This window comes from Kribbella antiqua, from assembly GCF_004345665.1.
Taxonomy (GTDB): Bacteria; Actinomycetota; Actinomycetes; order Propionibacteriales; family Kribbellaceae; genus Kribbella; species Kribbella antiqua.
This window is the reverse complement of sequence record NZ_SLWR01000002.1, coordinates 721,378-740,107: the sequence shown is the minus strand read 5'-3', so window position 1 is coordinate 740,107 and position 18,730 is coordinate 721,378. Positions and strand designations below refer to the sequence as shown.

Here is an 18,730-nt window from a genome sequence, read left to right as displayed (position 1 = left end):
GTGACTGCCCCGTCCTCCGCGAGCGAGGGCTCCACCTCCGTCGCAATTCCAGCACCTGACGCTTCGGCAGGTGTCACGGGCGGGGGAGTGGTGAGCATCGCCTCAAGCGGAGCAAGCGCAAGCGCCGCCAGCAGCACAGCGGCTGGTACCGGCGCGGGTGCGCAAGCCAGCAGCGGTGGAGCGCCAACAGCTAGCGCAATGTCGGCGGCGGACGTGGATGGGCTGGCGAGGCGGTTGTATGAGCCGATTGCTCGGCGGTTGCGGTCGGAGTTGCTGGCCGAACGCGACCGTACTGGCACGTTGATGGACCGGACCTGGTGAGGTGGAGATGAGTGGGACTGACCTGATGCCGGCTGTCGGGGTGCGGTTCATGGTGCATGTGGACGAGGTCGACCTCGGCATGTTCATCAGCTGCGAGGGGCTCGGCTGCGAGGTGGTCGTGGAGCAGCGGTCGGAGGGCGGGAACAACGGGTACGTCGTGCAGATCCCGTCCCGCCTGAAGTTCCCGAACATCAAGCTCACTCGCCCACTGACGAAGGACACCGAACGCGTAGCCCGCTGGATCTCCAGCCTCGCTGCCGGCGTCAAGCGTCACACCGGCCAGATCACCGCCATGACAAGCGACGGCACCGTCGTCGCCCGCTGGGGCCTGATCGACGTCATCCCCGTCCGCTGGTCCGGCCCCACCTTCGCCAAAGGCCCCGCCGACGTACTCACCGAAACCATCGAGATCGCCCACCACGGCTTCATCGACACCGGCGCCTAACTTGTTGCGGCAGAGGTTGAGTGCGGGGGATGGCGCGGAGCGGCTTGATCGACGACGGCGGCTTTGACCGCGTTGACTCAGGTGGGGTCGGGCGTTCGTTGTGGCCTGGGGATGCGATGCGTCCCGGTGGGGTCGACGTGGAAGACGAAGCCGTGGGGTGTCGTCCATTCCAGGGTCTTGGGGTCGAGACGGCGGACCTTCCAGCGGCCGTGGGTTTTGAGCCGGTGGTGGTACCGGGTGAGGGGTACGAGGTTGGTGGTACCGGTCTGCTCGGTCGGGCCGAGCGGGTCGTAGGGCTGGATGTGGTCCAGGTCGGTGGTGTTGGTGGTCTCCGCGGTGCCGTAGGGGAACTGTTCGGCGGGGTGGATCAGCTTGACCCGCTCCCGGATCCGGTCCGGAATCTCGTAGGCATCCACGCTGGCAGGCTCGTTGAGATCGATCACCGGCTTCACCACATACGGCCCATGCCCGACCAACTCGGCGAGCTGACTGGCCAGGTGCGGGCCGAGCCCCTCGACCCGCAGCACGCCGGTGCCGGTGGCGAGGGTGTGGTCGGTGAGGTGGATGTAGATCTCGGTCTTTCCCGGCTGCAGTCGTCCACCACCCGCGCGACCCCCGACGCCCTGAGCGCTCGAGGACACGGCGGTCCCATCAGAGGACATGGGTGTCCCGCCGGAGGGCATGGGGGTGCCGTCGGCGGGCATGGGGCTGCGGTCCGTGGCGCCGGGGCCTCCAGGGCGGTGCCCGGCAGCGCGAGGTGTGCGCGGGGTGGTGTGGGCGTCGTGCTTGATTTGGGCGAGCCGCGCGTGCAGGGCACGCCACGCCGCCGGGTCCATCGGCTCACCCGTGTCATCGGTAGGGCCGCCGCCAGGGTCGTCCCAGGGCTCGAGGATCAGGCAGGGTGCGTCGAGCGGGTCGGGCAGGTCAGTCTGGCTGGGGTGAGGGGCGTCGCGGTCGGCCTCGTCGAACGGGCCGGGCTCGCACCACAGGCTCCCCCAGTCGGCCAGCAGATCCTCACCGCTCGATCCAGCGCTGACGCCGCAACCTGTGTTGGTTGCCGGGGGCACGGGGGTGGATGCGGCGGCGAACGGGCCGTCTTCGGGTGCGCGGATGGGGTCGTCGCCGCTCGCGGCAGCACCGGGCTTGGCGGGGCTTTGGTTCGGGGCGGTGGGGTTGGTGGCCGGGGGCGCCGGGGTGGATGCGGTGGCGGAGGGGACGTCCTCGGGCGTGGTGGTGGGATCGTCGCCGCTCGCGGCAGCGCCAGGCTCGGCGGGGCTGTCACCCGGAGTGGCGGAGTTGGTTGCCGGGGGCGCGGAGCTGGTGGATGCGGGCGTCGGAGTGGATGCGGCGGCGGACAGGCCCTTCTCCGGCAGGGTGACGGGGGCGTCGCCGCTCGCGGCAGCGCCGGGCTCGGCCTGGCCCTTGTCCTCGGCGTGGGTGGGGTGGGTGCGGTGGTGGTGTTGGGCTTGGAGGAGGAGTTCTTCGGTGTAGCGGGGGTCGGCGATGATGCCGACCGCCTCCGCGCGGCGGGCGTTGAGGGAGCGGGTGTCGCCGAAGACCTTCAGGGCCTCGGCGATGCCGGCGATGGTGGCGTCGTAGCGTTTGGCGTTGCCGGTGGAGGTGCGGATGTAGATGGTGGTGGTGCCGTGGTCGTTGCCGCGGGCGACGAAGACGCCGCGTTCGCGGGCCTTCTGTTCGGCCTCGGCGCGTGCGGCTGCGGCGTCGGCGTGGAACCGGGCAGCAGTGACGATTTTGTCCAGCCGGTACGGGGTGAGGGTGTCGACGATGCCGGCGACGCGTTTGTCGACGGAGCGGGCGGCCTCTGCGGACAGTTTCAGGCAGGCGGCGGCGATCTGGCGGGCTTTCCATGGGGTCGCTTCGCCGGCTTGCACCTTGGCCCAGGTGAAGGGGAACCGGTGCCGCAGTGCGAGGGCCTCGCCGATCAACCGGGTCGCGACGCCGGTGGACACCCCGACCACCACGGCGAACTCGGCGGGGGCGAACTCGGCGATCTCGGGGCAGCCGTCGCCGCCGAGCACGATCGCGCGTTCACGGCCCCCGGTCGACTTCCGTCCGGGGCGGACCGGGCAGTTGTCGGGGTGGAAGCGGTCGGCGTAGAGCTGGGCGTGTTCGAGGAGCCGCGCATCGAGCCGGTTGGCGGCGGCGCGGTGGTCGGCGGCGGACTCGAGTAGGTCGGCCGTCGACAGCGAGGTCAGATCTCCTTCGAACATGTGTTCGATCTTACGGGACCTGGACCGTAGCTGGCAAACCGCCGACGTGTCTGGAATCCCTTATCCACAAGGGGAAACATCACACCGAAAGACCCAGCGGAAACGGATATACGGGGCCAAAGCTAGTGGGCGGCGTCTTGAAGGAGCTCGGTGAGGAGGGTGTTGAGGGGGAGGTGGCGGGCGGAGTCGGCGATGCGGTCGGCTTCTGGGCCCAAGGACGAACGGGCTGCCGTCCAGGCGGTGGCCATGGCGGCTAGTTCGTCGGGGATGAAGAGAGGGGCGCCGATGTCGGCGCGGTGGCGTTCGGCGACGGTGAGGAGGCGGACGGCCAGTTCGTAACGGCCGGAGGCGGCTTCGATGGACGCCAGTACGCCGAGGCCGTCGAGGATGCCGACGGTGTAACCGATCGAGCGAGCTATCCGCAGGACGTGCAGCTGGCGCCGCCGGGCGGCCTCCACCTGACCGGCCTGGAAGTCGGCGATGCTGAGGTTGCCCCCGGCAATCACCATGCCCTGGTCGTCCTGGCTCCCGGACCAGACGTCGTACGCCTCCTCGAACATCTGCCGCGCCTCGCGTTGGTACCCGAGTTGCCGCAGCGCGAGCCCGGCGCAGTTGAGCGCGCCGCCGCGGACAGCGGCGAAGTTGATCGATCGACCCAGCGTCTCCGCCTCGTGCGCGTAGTTCAGTGCGGCATACTCGTCCTGCAGCGCGAGACTCGTCAGCGTCAACCCCTGCAGCCCAACGGCAAGGCCACGAGAGTCACCCAGCGCCCGGTAGATCGCCACGCATTCGAGGCCGATGTCGCGCGCCTCGGCGTACCCGCCACTGAAGCGCGTCTGCACCGCGAGCGCCGTCAGCGCAGCGGCTCGCTCCGGCGTACCGGAAGCAAGGGTGGCCAGCGACGAGCGCAGCCAGCCGCGGGCCTGGGTCATCATGCCCCGGTAGTACCAGTGCCAGGACAGCGGCGCGACGATCTCGCTGACCCGGCCAGGATCATTGCCTTCGCCGAGACACCAGTCGACTGCCGCAAGGAGGTTGGGCTCCTCGATCCGCAGCCGACGCGCCACCTCCGGCTCGCGCAGGGAGAAGCGCTGGTTCAGCCGCGCGTACTGCTCACCGAACTTCGCCAGCCCCACACACCACGCTGCATGACGACCCCGTACGGCGGACTCCTCACCAGCCGCGCGGAGTTGACCACGACCGTACTCGCGGATCGTCTCCAGCAGACTGAAGCGTTCGTCGTCATCCATCGTCACCAGACTCCGGTCGACCAGTACGGCGAGCAGTTCGGCCACCTCGTCCACCTGGATGCCATCACCGGCGACGACCTGCTCGGCCGCCTCCAGCGTGCAGCCGCCTGCGAACACGGAGAGCCGACGGAGCGCCGTACGCACGGAGGGCTCGAGCAGCTCGTGACTCCAGTCCAGCGCGGCCCGGAGGCTGGCATGCCGAATCCCGGGATCCCGGCGACCGCGAATCAGCAACTGGAGGCGATGGTCGATGCGGTCGGCAAGCTGCTGCACCGACAACGTCCGGGTCATACCCGCGGCCAGCTCGATGCCCAGCGGCAGCCGATCGACCGCAGTACAGATTGTCTCGACCGCTGGGCCAGCCGAGGCGCCGCTGCGGTCGCAGAACAGGGCGGTCGCGGCAGCGGCGGGCAGCGGGCCGAGGCGGTGCACCTGCTCGTCCGACAGGCGCAGCGGACGTTGCGAGGTGACCAGAATGGACAGGTCGACGGCCTTGAACCGGAGGCTGTCGATCAGCGGTGCGATCTCGTCGACCAGGTGTTCGGCGTTGTCGACGACGAGCAGGGTGCCAGCGAGCAGTTCGGCGGAGTGCGCCACGGTGTCACCGTTGCTTTCGGCACCTACCGCCGCAGCGAGCGCCGCGACAAGGTTGTCGGAGGCATGCAACGGCGCAAGGTCCAGCCACGCCACCGGTCTGCCTTGTACGACGGCCTGCGCAGCGACCTCGCGAGCCAGTCGCGTCTTGCCGACACCGGGACCGCCGAGCAGCGTGATGAGCACGGGCCGGTGGATTTCCCGCAGCAGCATCGACTGTTCGTGATCGCGACCGACGAAGTTGGACGCTGCTGTGGGCAACGGGACGCGAGGAGTCGACAAGTGGAGTCCGCGTAGATCGTCCTCGATCGCGACTGTCTCCGGGGCGGGGTCGATGCCGAGCTCCTCGGCGAGGCGGTGGCGTAGGCCGCGCAGCCGGTCGAGCGCTTCCGCCTGGCGGCCGGCTCGGGCCAGCGCGAGTGCGGACAGGCCGACGAGACGCTCGTGCAGGGGATGCGCGGTGGCGAGTCGTTCCAGCTCCGCGTCGACCTGGCGGCCGAGGACGAGGCCTGCCTCGCCCCAGGCGAGCTGGAGTTCCAGCTGGAGCGACTGCAGTCGTTGCTGCTCGGACGCGACGAATGGGATGCCTTCGAGGTCACTCAACGGCTCGCCGCGCCAGAGCTCCAGCCCCGCCGCGGCTGTTGCGAACACCCTTGCCTGGTCGCCAGTACGGCGTACTGCGTCGACCGTAGCGAGTGCGCGCTCGGCGGCGACCAAGTCGGTCGGGATGGCCCGCAGGCTGAAGCCGGCGGGAGTCCGCTGGAGGGCGGGTGCGTGGTTGCCGAGGGCACCGCGCAGCCGGGAGGCGAGCACGCGGAGCCGGGCGGTCGGGCGGGCCGCGTCATCGTCGCCCCACAGGTCGCGGATCAAGATGTCGTCGGCAACAGCCTTACCCCGCGCCAGCGCCAGCCGCACCGCCAGCGCCCGAGCCAGCGGTTGCCGAACCGCCACAACTGCGCCGCCCGCCGGCTCCGCACCAGGCGCAGGCAAAAGCACCTCGGCCGGCCCGAGGACGTGCAGTTCGAGGAGCGGATGATCCGTCGCTCTCACCCCCAGTCGAGAACGTCGTACCAGCGCATAGTAGTGCCCTTTCGGGAAGAGGTGTGGGCCCTCGGTGCGGCGCTGGTGCACCTGCCCGGGGGCGGGCGGCGTACCTAGCCTCGACATCAAGGTCCGGGAGAGCCGGCCGGTGATGAGGGGCGGTGCGAGGCGGTGACGCGTGGGAATCTGGCCAAGGCCTATCTGGAGATCCACGAGGCGATGCCGAACAAGGGCGCGGGTGCCAGCCTCGGGGCGTCCAAGGGCAGCATCGCGTTCCAGTTCAACCCGAACGAGCTCACCGTCAAGAAGGCGGCCAAGTGGAACAGCGAACCGGCTCGCGGGTCGAAGAAGGCCGCGCCGCCTGAGTTTCAGGGACCTGAGCCCGGCAAGCTGAGCCTGGAGATGTTCTTCGACGCCACCGACACCATGAACGACAGCGTGGTGAAGGCCGTGAAGGCACTGTTCGAGTGCTGCGCGCCGACGGACCACAGCATGGGCAAGAACAAGCCGGTTCCGCCGCTGGTGGTGTTCCACTGGGGTGCGCTCGACTTCTTCCCGAGCTACATCACGTCCGTCACCGCGAAGTACACGCTCTTCACTCCGGAAGGTACGCCGGTCCGCGCGACCTGCACCGTCGATCTGCAGGAGATGCCGTCACTCACGGCCAAGCAGAACCCGACCTCCGGCAGCCTCACCGCCCGCCGTACTCACGTCCTACTCGAAGGCGAGACGCTGGCGGCCGTCGCCTATGCCGAGTACGGCGATCCCGCCATGTGGCGCCCGCTGGCCGAGGCGAACAACATCGACGACCCACAGCGACTCATTCCAGGCCGGACCGTGCTGCTGCCGTCGGCGGACGAACTGCTGGCAGGCTGACATGGCCAACGCGAACATCACCAGCACCCTCGGCATCGCCGTCGACGGTGCGACGCTCCCCGAGGACCTGATGGCGCTCGTCGCCGGCGTCTGGGTGGACGACAACCTGCACCTGCCGGACATGTTCACCCTGCGCTTCCGCGACCCCGACCGGCTGGTGTTGCCGAAGGCCCAGATCACTATCGGCAGCAAGCTCAAGCTGATCGCCCACGCCCTGCAGGAGACCGCCCCGCAGGACCTGATGACCGGCGAGGTGACCGCGCTCGAGGTCGAGGTCGACGGCGCCGGCACCTTCACGATCGTTCGCGGGTACGACGCCGCGCACCGGCTGCTGCGGGGTACGCGAAGTGAGACCTACCAGCAGGTGACCTACAGCGACATCGTCAAGAAGGTTGCCCAGCGCAATAACCTGCCGACCGGCACGATCGACTCGACCAGCACCGTGCATCAACTGGTCAGCCAGGCGAACCAGACCGACTGGGACTTCCTCCGCTCCCTCGCGGATGCCGTCGGCTACCACCTCGGCGTGGAGAACGGGAAGCTCGGCTTCACCAAGCCGGTCAAGGCGTCGACAGCGCCGAACGGTGCCGACGGCACCCAAGCCCAAGCACTCGAGCTCGGCTCGGACGTGCTCAGACTCCGCTCCACCGTGACCGCCGCCGGCCAGGTGCCGTCCGTGGAGGTCCGCGGCTGGGACGACGGCAACCAGCGAGCCGTCGTCGCGACTGTTCCAGTGGAGACCAGTACGGCGCAGATCGGCGTACGGCCAAGTGAGCTGGCGGGGAAGTTCGGGGCGCCGGCCTGGGTGGTCACCCACGTGCCGCACCGGACGCAGGCGACGGCCGAGGCGGCGGCGAAGGCCCTGGCCGAGCGGGTCGCGGGGACCTTCGCCGAACTCGAAGGAGTCTGCCGTGGTAACCCGAACCTGCACGCGGGCACGCCTGTTGCCCTCAGCAACCTTGGGGCGCCGTTCGACGGGAAGTACACGCTCAGCCGGGTGCGTCACGTCTTCGACAACGACAGCGGCTACACGACGCACATCGCGGTCACCGGTCAGCAGGATCGGTCGATGCTCGGTCTGGCAAGCTCCGGCTCAACAGCAAGGCAGGGGATCGCGACCGGCATCGTGACCGACGTCAATGATCCGCAGAAGCTCGGCCGGGTCAAGGTCCGGCTGCCGTGGATGCGGGACGACTTCGGCACCACCTGGTCCCGGGTCCTGCAGGCCGGCGCCGGTGCGGACCGCGGTTCGATGCTGCTGCCCGAGGTCAACGACGAGGTGCTGGTCGCCTTCGAGCACGGCGACATCAGCGCGCCGTTCGTCCTCGGCGGTCTCTACAGCGCCCGGAACAAGCCGTACGGCGGTCAGACGCCAAGCGTCGACAGCGGATCCGGAGCGGTCAACCGCCGGGCGTTCGTCGGCCGCACCGGCCACTCGCTCGAACTGCTGGAAAGCCAGCAGAAGAACGGCATCTGGCTGCACACCGGGGACGGCAAGCTCAGCCTGGCGATGGACGGCACCCAGGCGCCGGTGATCACCGTGCACAGCGACGGCAAGGTCGTTGTCGAGGCCAAGGAAGGCGTCGACATCGATGCCGGCAGTGGCGGGGTGAAGATCACCGGCGGCCAGAATATCGAGCTCACCGCGAAGACCGGCATCTCACTCGACGGCGGTGGTGGCGACGTCCAAGTCAAGGGCGTGAACGTCGATCTGAACGGACAGGCGACGTGTTCCATCCAGGCCCCACTCGTGAAGATCAACTGAGGGGGAGTCATGCCAGGACCCGCAGCCCGGGTGGGCGATCCCACTGGTCACGGCGGCGCACTCGGACCGCCGGGTGTGCCGACTGTGCTGATCGGCGGCATGCCGGCCGCGACGGTCGATACGCCGCATGTCTGTGCGATCCCGCTGCACCCGCCGTCGGCCGTCGTGCCGCCTGGATCGATGACGGTACTGATCGGGGGACTGCCGGCGGCGCGGCTCGGCGATCTGACGGCATGTGGCGCGCCGATCGTGCTGGGTGCACCCACTGTGGTGATCGGAGGATGAAGTGAGCTCGGAGTTCGTCGGGGCCGGCTGGGCGTTTCCGTTGCGTACGGACGCCACCGGGCGGATCGCGCTGGTCCGGACCGACCGGGAGATCGAGGAGAGCATCCGGCTGATCCTCGGTACGTCGCCGGGGGAGCGGCCGATGCGGCCGGAGTTCGGCTGCGGGATCCAGGAGCACATCTTCGCGCCCGCGAACGCGACCACGGCCGGCAAGATCATCGCCGACGTCCGGATCGCGCTGGACCGATGGGAGCCGCGGATCGAGCTGCTCGACGTCCAGGTGCACTTCGACCAGGCCGACGAAGGCGCGCTCTACATCGACCTGCACTACACGATCCGCGGCAGCAACAACCCACGGAACCTGGTCTTCCCCTTCTACCTGATCCCCGAGGAAGGCGTGGCATGACTCTGACAGCGCCGAACCTCGACGACCGCCGCTTCCAGCAGCTCGTGGACGACGCCAAGCGGATGATCCAGCAGCGCTGCCCGGAGTGGACCGATCACAACGTCTCCGATCCCGGTGTCACGCTGGTAGAGGCGTTCGCGACGATGGTCGACCAATTGATGTACCGGCTCAATCGGGTGCCGGAGCGGAACTACCTGCGCTTCCTCGACCTGATCGGCGTACAGCTCTTCGCACCTGCGGCCGCGCGCGCCGATGTGACTTTCTGGCTGTCCGCCGCGCAACCCGAGACGATCACCGTCCGCGCCGGGACCGAGGTCGCGACGCTGCGGACCGAGCACGACGAGGCGATCGGCTTCAGCACGGTCGACGATCTGGCCATTGTGTCCTGCGCTCTGCAGAACGTTGCCACGGGCAACGTCGGCGGAAATGTTCGGGACCGGACCGTGGAGCTGCAGGACCGCGTCGGCTTCGACTGCTTCGCCGAACCGCCTGCGCCTGGCAATGCCCTGTACGTCGGTCTGACCGAGGCCGTCCCGTCATGCGCCGTACTGCTTCGGATCGACTGTGAGGTCGAAGGCATCGGTGTCGATCCGCTGGATCCGCCGCTGCGCTGGGAAGCGTGGAACGGGGAGGACTGGGTCGCGTGCGAGGTCGACCGCGATGGGACGGGCGGTCTCAACCGGCCTGGCGACATCGTGTTGCATGTGCCCGTCGGTCATGTGCCGTCGGTGCTGGCGCAGCAGCGTGCTGGGTGGTTGCGGTGCGTGCTGGTTGAGCCGGACGCCGACCAGCCCTTCTACAGCGAGTCCCCCAAGCTGCGCGCGGTGGAGGCCTCGACGATCGGCGGTACGACGGTCGCCGAACACGCAGAGCCTGTCCTGCTCGAGGAGATCGGCCGAAGTGACGGCAGCGCGGGTCAACGCTTCGAGCTGCAGCGTCGCCCGGTCGCGCTCTCTGCCGAGCCTGAGGTTTTGCGCGTAGGTACAGATGACGGATGGTTGGTTTGGTCCCTGGTGGACAGCTTCGCCGCTTCTGCTGAGCACGACCGCCATTTCAGGATCGACCGGCAGAACGGCCAACTGCTCCTCGGCCCCGCCGTTCGACAGCCCGATGGGACGTTGCGGTCGTACGGCGCCGTACCGCCGAAGGGCGCGGTGTTGAGGCTCGACCGCTACCGCATCGGTGGAGGCGCGGCCGGCAACGTCGCGGCGCACGCACTTCGGGTCCTGAAGACCTCGCTGCCCTTTGTTTCCGAGGTCGACAATCGCCGCGCCGCGATCGGAGGGGTCGATGGCGAGCAGGTGTCGGATGCGATGGTGCGAGGACCACTTTCCCTGCGTACGGCGTCCCGCGCGGTGACTGCCGAGGACTACGAGCTGCTCGCGCGCGAGGCGACGCCGTCGTTGGGTCGCGTCCACTGCGTGCCTGGAAACGAGGATGAGCCGAACCTCGTACGGCTGCTCGTCGTACCGCGGCTGTCCGGTGATCCGGAAGCGCAGGTGGACTTCGCTACGTTGCGCCCGTCGGACGAGGTGTTGCAGCGGTTGGCGGAGCACCTGGAGCCGCGGCGGATGCTCGGTGCGCGGTTGCTGATCGAGCCGCCGTACTACCGCGCCGTGACTGTGGTCGCGCGGTTGAAGGCTGCTGCCGATGCGTCGTCGGAGCGGGTGCGGCCGGCTGCGTTGGCTGCCCTCTACCGGTTGCTGCACCCGCTGGCCGGTGGGCCGCGGGAGGGCGGCTGGCCGTTGGGGCGGGCGGTGCAGACGGGGGACATTCACGCTTGCCTGCAACGGGTTCGCGGGGTCGAGGCGGTCGAGGACGTGCGGCTGTACGTCGCGGATCCGGTCCTCGGCACGCGTAGCGAGTCGCCGGTCGAGCGGATCGACCTGGCCCGGACGGAGCTGGTGTTCCCGTTCGAGCACCAGGTCCTGGTACGGCGGTAGTCCGATGCGCGGCCTGGTCGATGGTCTGCACAACCCGCATCCGCTGCTGGCGATCCTGCCGGGGCTGTACGCCGACGACGATCTCGCCGTACGGCTGACTGGGGTGTTCGACGAGGCGCTCGCGCCCGTGGTGTCGACGCTGGACAACTTCCCGGCATACCTGGATCCCGCGCTGGCTCCCTCGGACTTCGTCTCGTTGCTCGGGGCATGGGTCGGGGCCTTCACGGACGCGCGGATCCCGATTTCGCGTCAGCGGTTGCTCGTCGCCGCTGCGGTGGAACTGCATCGGTCGCGGGGTGCCGCGTCCGCGTTGCGGGAGACGCTGCGGCTGGCGTGCGGGGTCGATACGGAGATCTTCGAGTCCGGCGGTACGGCGTGGTCCGCTGAAGCACAGTCGTCGCCACCAGGCGAGGCTGTGCCGCGGCTCGTCGTACGGGTTCCGGAGGAGGCCGACGAGGCGGTCGTACGCCGCATCGTCGAAGCGCTACGGCCGGCCAACCTGCCGGCCCGGATCGAGGTCGTGGAGGTCGGCGATGATCCTGTGCAATGACTGTGGAGAACAGAACGAGGACAACACCGCCTTCTGCACCCGCTGCGGCGTCTTCCTGGAATGGGAGGGCGAGAAGGTCTCGCCGGCCGAGCAGGCGACGGTTGTGGTGAAGCCCCCAGCCGAGGCGGTCCCGGCGGCGGTCAGCGCTGCCCGTCCGCCGCTGCCGGCGCCTGAGCAGCTGGAAGCGCGGCAGCCGCAGACGGTCAAGCGGCGGATGCCCAGGCGGTCGAAGTCGCCGGTGATCGTGCCGACGGGGTCACGGATCTGCGGTGGTTGCGGGATGCCGAACGAGGGAACCCGGCGGTTCTGCGCGAAGTGCGGCTTCAGCCTGGCCGACGCGAAGGTGATCCGGAAGACGGCCTGGTGGCGTCGGCTGCTCGGCCGGGAACGGATCTACGCCGCCGGCACCCGGATCCGCCCGGGGAACGCTCGACGACGATTCCGTGGAGCTACCCGGGTTGGCGTCGTACTGGCTCTGCTTGCGGGTGGCGGCGTACTGGCTGGACCGCAGCGCGGGCTGGTTGAGCGTGGGATCGACAAAGCGAAGGACGCGCTCGCCGGCCCGGAGCAGGTGCGGCTGGTGGATCCGAAGGCGAGTGGTGTGGCCGGGAAGCAGGTTGCGGCGCTGGCGTTCGACGGCGCGAAGAACACCTTCTGGGGTGCGCCCCGGACAGGCCGCGGCGCGAAGCCGGTGCCGTTCGTGGCCGGGTCGTTCGGCAAGCCGGTCAAGCTGGTCGAGGTCGGCATCTGGCCAGGCGTCTCCGACCAAACCCCGAAGTTCGTCGCTGCACCCCGCCCCGCCGAAATCGAAATCACCGTCTTCACCGGCGCCGCTCCCGTCGTACGTCGTTTCCCGGTCGAAGACGTCCCGAAATTCCAGAAGTTCAAACTCCCCGTCGACGACGCCCGCTCCATCCAAATAGCCGTCACCCGAACCACCAACCCCACCCGCAGCACCCTCACCGCCATCGCCGAACTCGAGTTCTTCACCCACCACTGAAGCCCGGCCGGATGATCCGGCCGGGCTTCCGCTTGGGGAGGGTCAGTTGGGCTTCGGGGTGGTTGTGGGCTTCGGGGCTGTGACGAGGTTGCCGCCGACCATGATGGCGTTTTGGCAGGTGGTGGCGCCGGGGGCGGGGGCGGTGCAGTCGAGGTGGGCGACGACCTTCTGGCCTGCGGTGAGGACAGCAAGCGGCGAGATGTAGCGGTAGTCCTGGATGTTGCGGAAGTACTGCGGGGCGACGCCGCCGAGCGAATCCTTGTCGCGGCGGAGGTCGAGCCAGCCGGTGCTGCCCTGGGACTCGAAGTTCACATCCGTGATGCGCAGGATCATCCCGTCGGGGACCGTGTACGACGCCTGGTCGGACTGGCCCGGCTTCGCGGTCAGCGGCCAGCGACGCGAGAACGGCTGGCCGATGGCAGCGGCTGCTTGGGCAGCGACCGCCTTTTCGCGCTCGTTCTGCTCTTGCGCCTGGTTGTTCTGCGCCTTGCCGGTGTTGTTGGCTTGCGTCTGCGCGGTTTTGGCCGTCTCCTGCGCCTGGCCGGCCGTCGTCTTCGCCTCTTCAGCCTTCTGCGCGATCGCCTGCAACGGCTTCTCGACGGCGTTCTGCGCGCTTGACTCGACTGCTGGCCGCAGTACGCCGAACCACAGGCCGACCAGCAGCGCACACGCCGCGAGTACTCCCGCGACCGCCTTCCCAGTCCACGGCGGCAGGATCGGGTCCTGCACCATCATCCCGTCGACGGTCGTAACCGTGAACCCCTTCACCTGGGTGACCGCGATGCTGAACTGCCGCGTCTTCGACGGACCACGCCAGATCCGGTCCAGCGGCCGTGCCTTTACCTTGGCGAAGGACGCCGTACCAGGAGCGACCTCGATCGTGCTGGGTGAGAAGCAGAACTCCACCACGGCGTCCGGGTCCTTGCCCGTCAGTTCCACCGTCACCGGCTGGTTGCCGCGGTTGTCGATGGCAAGCGTGTGACGGCCTATGCGACTGCCGTGCGACGTACGCGGCGTGAGCTCCGCAGTGAGGTCGCTGAACGGCTGCACATGGACAAGCGCCTCGGGCACCGCCGTGTCGGCCGGATGCTCCTTCGGCTCCACCAGTACCCCGAACGGCACATCACCAGCCTGTACGACGGCCTCCTGCGGCACCGTGATCGTCACACTGGCGGTGCCTTCGGCATCCGGGTAGAGCGACAATGTCGCCGGCTCGATGACCGCATAGGCAGCCAGGTCCCCGACGGGAGTCAGCGAGTACGCCTCCACCACCGAGCCTCGGTTCGCCACCGTGACCCGACACTGCGCCGGTGCACCAGGCACGACGACAAGTTCTGCAACATCCAACCGAGCTGAAGTAGACACCCTCCAAGAATCGGTTCCCGCGCTCCCCAGCACACCGAGCCGCCGTACAACCGATCGGGCACCCCAACTGCCCTAGTAGGCGACGGTAAATCGACCACCCACGTGCCGCGCCCGCTCGGCTTCGTCGACCAGGGCGACCGCGAAGTCCTCCATCGAGATGTACGACGTGCCATCCGCGCCAGTCAGCAGATGGTCCTTGCCACGCCGATAGTTGCCGGTACGGGTCCCTGGTTCAAGGAGAGCGGGCGGACTCAAAAGCTCGCCGCTCCGCCGACCAGGATGAGCCGTACGCCGGTGTCCGCCAGCCCGATGAGCAAGCCCTTCGCGGCCTGGACGAGCTCGTCCTCCTGACCGGGTCTCGGCCGGGTCGCGCTGATGACGACGTCATGGCCTTGGCTCAGCGCGGCGACGTCGTCCGGGCTCGAGGCGTCACCCGACCGCAAGGTGGAGGAGGGAGGAAGCGCTGCAGTCAGGCGCTCTAGCGACCGGCCGACGGCAGTCACCTCGTGACCACGCGACAGCGCCTCATGTACGACGCGGCTGCCAACCGCACCGGATGCTCCGGAGACGAGGATGCGCATATCAGCACCTCCCCGCGACCGGCGCACTCGGCGCGAGGCGGGACGCGACTGCCGGCGGGCGTGGCGTCTTCTTCTTGAGTTGGGCGGTGAGTAGTGCGGTGAGCACGATCAGTCCGCCGACGACCTGCGCGGCCGTCAGGCGTTGGTCGAGCACCAGCCAACCGAGGAGGGTGGCTACGACCGGGCTCAGAAGGCCGAGGAAAGTGACGTCGGTCGGGGACAGCTTCCGCAGGCCGCGGAACCACAGGGCGTAGGCCAGCGCCGAGCCAATGATCGTCAGGTAGGCATAGCCGGCGAGGTTGGCGAAGGTGAAGGACTGCGGTGGTGGTCCCTCGACGAGGTAGGCGACGGGCAGCAGGACCACACCACCGGCAACCAGCTGCCAGCCGGTTGTCGCCAGCAGGGGTGCCGGTGAGGCCCAGCGCTTGCTCAGTACGACGCCGAAGGCCATCACCACGGCGCCGCCCAGCGCAGCGGCGACGCCGAGAGTGTCCAGCCGTGCATCGGCACGCAGGACGAGCAGGCTGACCCCGAACACGCCAGCGATCGCGGCCACGACCGTTCGCGTCGACAACCGCTCACGCAACAGTGCGGTCGACAGTACGGCGACGAGCAGCGGCTGGATCGCGCCAACCGTCGCGGCGACCCCGCCGGGAAGCCGGTACGCCCCCACGAAGAGCAGCGCGAAGAACGCGCCGATGTTCAGCGTGCCGAGCACAAGTGACCGCCACCACCAGCTGCCGCTCGGCCACCGACGGGTGATCGCGACGAGAAGCAGCCCGGCGGGCAGCGCCCGGATCACCGCTGCCAGCAGCGGACGGCCGGGCGGAAGCAGCTCGGTGGTCACCACGTAGGTGGTTCCCCAGAGCATGGGCGTGATCGCGGTGATCAGAAGGAAGGTGACTCGATTGCTTAGCACTAAGACAAAGTATCTCAGTGCTAAGCAACTTTCAATCCCTCAGCGCTAAGCAATCTGAACTACGCTGGACGCATGGCAGATCACGTCGACCTGGTGCTCGAGCAATGGGGTGAGCAGCGGCCGGACCTGGACGCGTCGCCGATGGCGGTGCTCGGCCGGCTCAAGCGGCTGGCCCAGCTCGTCGACGCCGAGCTGCGCCGCAACTTCGCGCGGCACGACCTGGACTCCGCGTCGTTCGACGTACTGGCGACCCTGCGCCGCAGCAACGCCGAGCACAGCCTGACTCCGGCCGGGCTGATGCGTTCGTCGATGGTGACGTCCGGCGCGATCACCCAGCGGCTGGACCGGCTGGAGGCGCGCGGTCTGGTCACGCGGGCGCCCAGCGAGACTGACGGCCGCGGCGTTCAGGTGACGCTGACCGACGACGGGCTCCGCCTGATCGACGCCGTACTGCCGACCCATCTCGAGACCGAGCAGAGCCTGCTGGCCGGCCTGTCCAAGGCCGAGCGGGAACAACTCGCGGACTCACTGCGGACGTTGCTCGAATCCCTCGGAGACAAGAGGGACTGAGGTCATGGACCGGAGCCCGGCGGGGTCGTTGCGGGCGGCTCTCACTCACCACTTGATTGCCGAGGGCTCAATTCGGGACGAGCGGGTGGCGATGGCGTTCCGGGCCGTGCCGCGGCATGTGTTCGTGCCAGGGGTTCCGCTCGAGGTGGCGTACGCCGATGACGTCGTACTGATGAAGCGGAACGAGGCCGGGGCGCCGATCAGCTCGGTGTCGCAGCCGAGCATCGTCGCGCTGATGCTCGAGCAGGCCGAGATCCGGTCCGGCGACCGGGTGCTGGAGATCGGGTCCGGCGGATACAACGCGGCGCTGATGCGGGAGCTGGCCGGTCCGAAGGGATCAGTGACCACGGTCGACATCGATCCCGAGGTGACCGATCGAGCCCGCGCGGCGCTGGCGGAGGCCGGGTACGACGACGTCCGCGTCGTACAGGCGGATGGGGAGTTCGGGGCGCCGGACGGTGCGCCGTACGACCGGATCGTCGTGACGGTGACGGCATGGGACATCGCACCCGCCTGGATCGAGCAGCTCGAGCCTGACGGCCGGATCGTCGTACCGGTGCGGCTGCGGGGGCAGACCCGGTCGATCGCGTTCGACAAGGTGGGCGATCACCTGGAGAGCCGGTCGGCCACGCTGTGCGGTTTCGTCTGCATGCAGGGCGCCGGGGCGAACTACGAGCGGCTGATCCCGATCGCCGGCGACGACGTCGGCGTGATCTTCGACGAGGACCAGGAGGCCGAGGCGCATCCGTACGACGGCGTCCTCGAGCAATCGCGCCTGCGGGTCTGGTCCGGGGTCGTGATGAACCGCGAGGAACCACTGTCCGACCTCGCCCTTTGGCTCGCCAGCACACTTCCCGGGTACTGCGTTCTGACGGGTGCGGAGGCGACTCCGTCAGGGGGCGCTGCCGCGGTCGCGACCTGCGACAGCCTCGCCTACGTGACCGCCCGGCCGGGACGGCGGAAGTCCTTCGTCGAGCTGGGGGTGCACGGTCATGGACCGGACGCCGGTCATCTGGTCGAGAGGTTGGTCGATCAGCTGCGGATCTGGGACGCGCATCATCGGTACGGGCCTGGGCCTGAGTTCCAGGCGCACTTGGTCGGGGAGGAGGCGCCGGCCGGGTTCCGGATCGCTCGCCGGCACAGTTGCTTCACTGTCAGCTGGGCTGGGCACCCGGGCGCGGCGGGTTCCTGACGGTCTGCCAGAGCTCGTCGATGTCGGAGCGGTCCTCGGGCTCCGGCGTGTCGACCCAGCCGCTGGCCCAGGTGTTCTCCTCCCGGTCCAGGTCGAAGATCGACTCGGCGAACGCGGCCGAACCGACGTACCTCGTGGCCTCGTCCTCGACGGGAACCGGTGCCTGAGGTGTCGCGGGCTTGGGCTGCGCTGTCTTGCCGGGCGGAGCGACCAGGCCGCGCGCGTACTCCTGCGCCTCGAGGATGCCCATGTCCTGCTCGTCACACAGCAGCCGGATGGCGGCCACCTCGTTGCCGCTGCCCATCAGCTCCCGCACCCGGGTGTCGGTGTCCTGCCTCGGCGTGGGCAGTTGGTTCTGAGGCGGCCGGTGACCCTGCGGCTGGTACGACGGCAGCCAGGTCGCCGGAGGTGGCTGGAACTGTCCCGGCGGCATGTACGGCATGGGAGCGGGGTACGCGGCCTGGCTGGGCTGGCCTGGTGATGCGTGCTCACCGAGGTGCCGGGGCTGCCGGCCCGCTTGGAGGAGCTGCTGGAGGGCGGCGCCGGCCTGCCCGCTGCCTGGAGGATTGCCGGGCTGGTTGGCGGCCCGGGTGAGCTTCTGGATCGCGCGCTGACGCGCGTCGCCCGACCGTGACTGCTGCTTGGCCTTGTTGATCAGGGCCACCACGACCATGACCACCACGAAGATGATGAATCCGGTCATTGCCCCAGCGTAAGCGCTCGCGGGGGTTGAACGGCCGGAATCGGAGGAAACCGCAGGTGACCGCTACAATCCGGTGTTACCGCTGATCGATTTCGAAGGGCATACCCGCGTGGCAACGACGAACGACCTCAAGAACGGCATGGTGCTCAACCTGGATGGGCAGCTGTGGTCCGTCGTGTGGTTCCAGCACCACAAGCCAGGCAAGGGCGGCGCGGTCGTCCGGACCAAGCTGAAGAACGTGCTCTCCGGCAAGGTGGTCGACAAGACCTTCAACGCCGACGTCAAGGTCGAGGTGGCGAACGTCGACAAGCGCGACATGACCTACCTGTACAACGACGGCGCGGCGTACGTGTTCATGGACAAGTCGACCTACGACCAGCTCCAGATCCAGCCCGACGTGGTCGGCGACTCCGCACACTTCCTGCTGGAGAACCAGGACGCCATCGTCGCGGTGCACAACGACATCCCGCTGTACGTCGAGCTGCCGGCCTCGGTCGAGCTGCTGGTGGAGTACACCGAGCCGGGTCTGCAGGGCGACCGGTCCACCGGTGGCACCAAGCCGGCCAAGCTGGAGACCGGGTACACCATCCAGGTCCCGCTGTTCCTGACCACCGGCGAGAAGGTCAAGGTCGACACCCGCACCGGGGACTACCTCGGCCGCGTCACCTCCTGACGACCGGAAAGCTGACAACA

18 protein-coding genes are annotated in these 18,730 nt (G+C 68.8%); 11 read left to right on the top strand and 7 right to left on the bottom strand.

Going from position 1 to position 18,730, the window contains the following annotated elements:
* Positions 1-328 precede the first annotated feature (328 nt).
* The gene (locus tag EV646_RS09335; protein WP_132146009.1) at positions 329-766 is read left to right on the top strand and encodes a phage tail protein; all 438 of its coding nucleotides are present in this window, start codon (positions 329-331) and stop codon (positions 764-766) included.
* A gap of 77 nt (positions 767-843) precedes the next feature.
* Here EV646_RS09335 and EV646_RS09330 read toward each other — a convergent pair whose 3' ends face one another.
* Entirely contained in the window at positions 844-2,997 is a 2,154-nt protein-coding gene (locus EV646_RS09330) for a DUF222 domain-containing protein (protein WP_132146007.1), read from the bottom strand.
* A 122-nt stretch (positions 2,998-3,119) separates the two neighbouring features.
* Positions 3,120-5,891 carry an ATP-binding protein gene (locus EV646_RS09325; protein ID WP_132146005.1) on the bottom strand — a complete coding sequence of 924 codons (2,772 nt, stop codon included), beginning with the start codon at positions 5,889-5,891 and terminating at the stop codon, positions 3,120-3,122.
* Between the two features lie 162 nt (positions 5,892-6,053).
* Between EV646_RS09325 and EV646_RS38800 the strand changes: the two genes are divergently transcribed.
* The 7 genes from EV646_RS38800 to EV646_RS09295 are packed head-to-tail and all read left to right on the top strand — an operon-like array spanning position 6,054 to position 12,707.
* Positions 6,054-6,758 carry a CIS tube protein gene (locus EV646_RS38800; RefSeq protein WP_158290921.1) on the top strand — a complete coding sequence of 235 codons (705 nt, stop codon included), beginning with the start codon at positions 6,054-6,056 and terminating at the stop codon, positions 6,756-6,758.
* A 1-nt stretch (position 6,759) separates the two neighbouring features.
* Positions 6,760-8,523, top strand: a complete 1,764-nt coding sequence (locus EV646_RS09320) for a VgrG-related protein (protein WP_158290920.1) — start codon at positions 6,760-6,762, stop codon at positions 8,521-8,523.
* 9 nt (positions 8,524-8,532) lie between these two features.
* Positions 8,533-8,808 carry a PAAR domain-containing protein gene (locus EV646_RS09315; RefSeq protein WP_132146000.1) on the top strand — a complete coding sequence of 92 codons (276 nt, stop codon included), beginning with the start codon at positions 8,533-8,535 and terminating at the stop codon, positions 8,806-8,808.
* A 1-nt stretch (position 8,809) separates the two neighbouring features.
* Entirely contained in the window at positions 8,810-9,214 is a 405-nt protein-coding gene (locus EV646_RS09310) for a GPW/gp25 family protein (RefSeq protein WP_132145998.1), read from the top strand.
* Positions 9,211-11,157, top strand: coding sequence for a putative baseplate assembly protein (locus EV646_RS09305; RefSeq protein WP_132145996.1), 1,947 nt, complete (start codon positions 9,211-9,213; stop codon positions 11,155-11,157). Before EV646_RS09310 ends, EV646_RS09305 begins: the two co-directional genes overlap by 4 nt.
* 4 nt (positions 11,158-11,161) lie before the next feature.
* Complete coding sequence (locus EV646_RS09300; protein ID WP_132145993.1) at positions 11,162-11,707, top strand: phage tail protein; 546 nt, start codon at positions 11,162-11,164, stop codon at positions 11,705-11,707.
* Complete coding sequence (locus tag EV646_RS09295; RefSeq protein ID WP_132145991.1) at positions 11,691-12,707, top strand: zinc ribbon domain-containing protein; 1,017 nt, start codon at positions 11,691-11,693, stop codon at positions 12,705-12,707. Before EV646_RS09300 ends, EV646_RS09295 begins: the two co-directional genes overlap by 17 nt.
* A gap of 42 nt (positions 12,708-12,749) precedes the next feature.
* Here the strand turns inward: EV646_RS09295 and EV646_RS09290 are convergent, their stop codons facing one another.
* The 4 genes from EV646_RS09290 to EV646_RS09280 form a co-directional block, all read right to left on the bottom strand.
* Complete coding sequence (locus EV646_RS09290; protein ID WP_132145989.1) at positions 12,750-13,997, bottom strand: COG1470 family protein; 1,248 nt, start codon at positions 13,995-13,997, stop codon at positions 12,750-12,752.
* A gap of 147 nt (positions 13,998-14,144) precedes the next feature.
* Positions 14,145-14,327, bottom strand: a complete 183-nt coding sequence (locus tag EV646_RS39705) for an NAD(P)-dependent oxidoreductase (RefSeq protein ID WP_206752038.1) — start codon at positions 14,325-14,327, stop codon at positions 14,145-14,147.
* Positions 14,324-14,653, bottom strand: a complete 330-nt coding sequence (locus EV646_RS39700; protein WP_206752037.1) for an NAD(P)-dependent oxidoreductase — start codon at positions 14,651-14,653, stop codon at positions 14,324-14,326. The genes EV646_RS39705 and EV646_RS39700 overlap by 4 nt, the downstream gene beginning before the upstream one ends.
* Before the next feature lies 1 nt (position 14,654).
* Positions 14,655-15,572, bottom strand: a complete 918-nt coding sequence (locus EV646_RS09280; RefSeq protein WP_132145987.1) for an EamA family transporter — start codon at positions 15,570-15,572, stop codon at positions 14,655-14,657.
* Between the two features lie 72 nt (positions 15,573-15,644).
* Here EV646_RS09280 and EV646_RS09275 point away from each other — a divergent pair, with 72 nt between their 5' ends.
* Both EV646_RS09275 and fxlM read left to right on the top strand, forming a co-directional pair.
* The gene (locus EV646_RS09275; RefSeq protein ID WP_132145985.1) at positions 15,645-16,142 is read left to right on the top strand and encodes a MarR family winged helix-turn-helix transcriptional regulator; all 498 of its coding nucleotides are present in this window, start codon (positions 15,645-15,647) and stop codon (positions 16,140-16,142) included.
* 4 nt (positions 16,143-16,146) lie between these two features.
* The gene (gene fxlM, locus EV646_RS09270; RefSeq protein ID WP_132145983.1) at positions 16,147-17,334 is read left to right on the top strand and encodes a methyltransferase, FxLD system; all 1,188 of its coding nucleotides are present in this window, start codon (positions 16,147-16,149) and stop codon (positions 17,332-17,334) included.
* Here fxlM and EV646_RS09265 read toward each other — a convergent pair.
* Entirely contained in the window at positions 17,297-18,037 is a 741-nt protein-coding gene (locus EV646_RS09265) for a hypothetical protein (protein ID WP_132145981.1), read from the bottom strand. The genes fxlM and EV646_RS09265 overlap by 38 nt on opposite strands.
* 109 nt (positions 18,038-18,146) lie before the next feature.
* Here EV646_RS09265 and efp point away from each other — a divergent pair, with 109 nt between their 5' ends.
* Entirely contained in the window at positions 18,147-18,710 is a 564-nt protein-coding gene (efp, locus tag EV646_RS09260) for an elongation factor P (RefSeq protein WP_132145979.1), read from the top strand.
* Positions 18,711-18,730: the final 20 nt, after the last annotated feature.

What these genes read in the sequence shown, in the direction of transcription:
- EV646_RS09320 (WP_158290920.1), top strand. Translation starts at nt 6,760, where the DNA reads ATGGCCAACGCGAACATCACCAGCACCCTCGGCATCGCCGTCGACGGT.
- EV646_RS39700 (WP_206752037.1), bottom strand. Translation starts at nt 14,653, where the DNA reads ATGCGCATCCTCGTCTCCGGAGCATCCGGTGCGGTTGGCAGCCGCGTC.
- EV646_RS09335 (WP_132146009.1), top strand. Translation starts at nt 329, where the DNA reads ATGAGTGGGACTGACCTGATGCCGGCTGTCGGGGTGCGGTTCATGGTG.
- EV646_RS09305 (WP_132145996.1), top strand. Translation starts at nt 9,211, where the DNA reads ATGACTCTGACAGCGCCGAACCTCGACGACCGCCGCTTCCAGCAGCTC.
- EV646_RS09295 (WP_132145991.1), top strand. Translation starts at nt 11,691, where the DNA reads ATGATCCTGTGCAATGACTGTGGAGAACAGAACGAGGACAACACCGCC.
- EV646_RS09265 (WP_132145981.1), bottom strand. Translation starts at nt 18,037, where the DNA reads ATGACCGGATTCATCATCTTCGTGGTGGTCATGGTCGTGGTGGCCCTG.
- EV646_RS09330 (WP_132146007.1), bottom strand. Translation starts at nt 2,997, where the DNA reads ATGTTCGAAGGAGATCTGACCTCGCTGTCGACGGCCGACCTACTCGAG.
- EV646_RS09315 (WP_132146000.1), top strand. Translation starts at nt 8,533, where the DNA reads ATGCCAGGACCCGCAGCCCGGGTGGGCGATCCCACTGGTCACGGCGGC.
- EV646_RS09275 (WP_132145985.1), top strand. Translation starts at nt 15,645, where the DNA reads ATGGCAGATCACGTCGACCTGGTGCTCGAGCAATGGGGTGAGCAGCGG.
- fxlM (WP_132145983.1), top strand. Translation starts at nt 16,147, where the DNA reads ATGGACCGGAGCCCGGCGGGGTCGTTGCGGGCGGCTCTCACTCACCAC.
- EV646_RS09300 (WP_132145993.1), top strand. Translation starts at nt 11,162, where the DNA reads ATGCGCGGCCTGGTCGATGGTCTGCACAACCCGCATCCGCTGCTGGCG.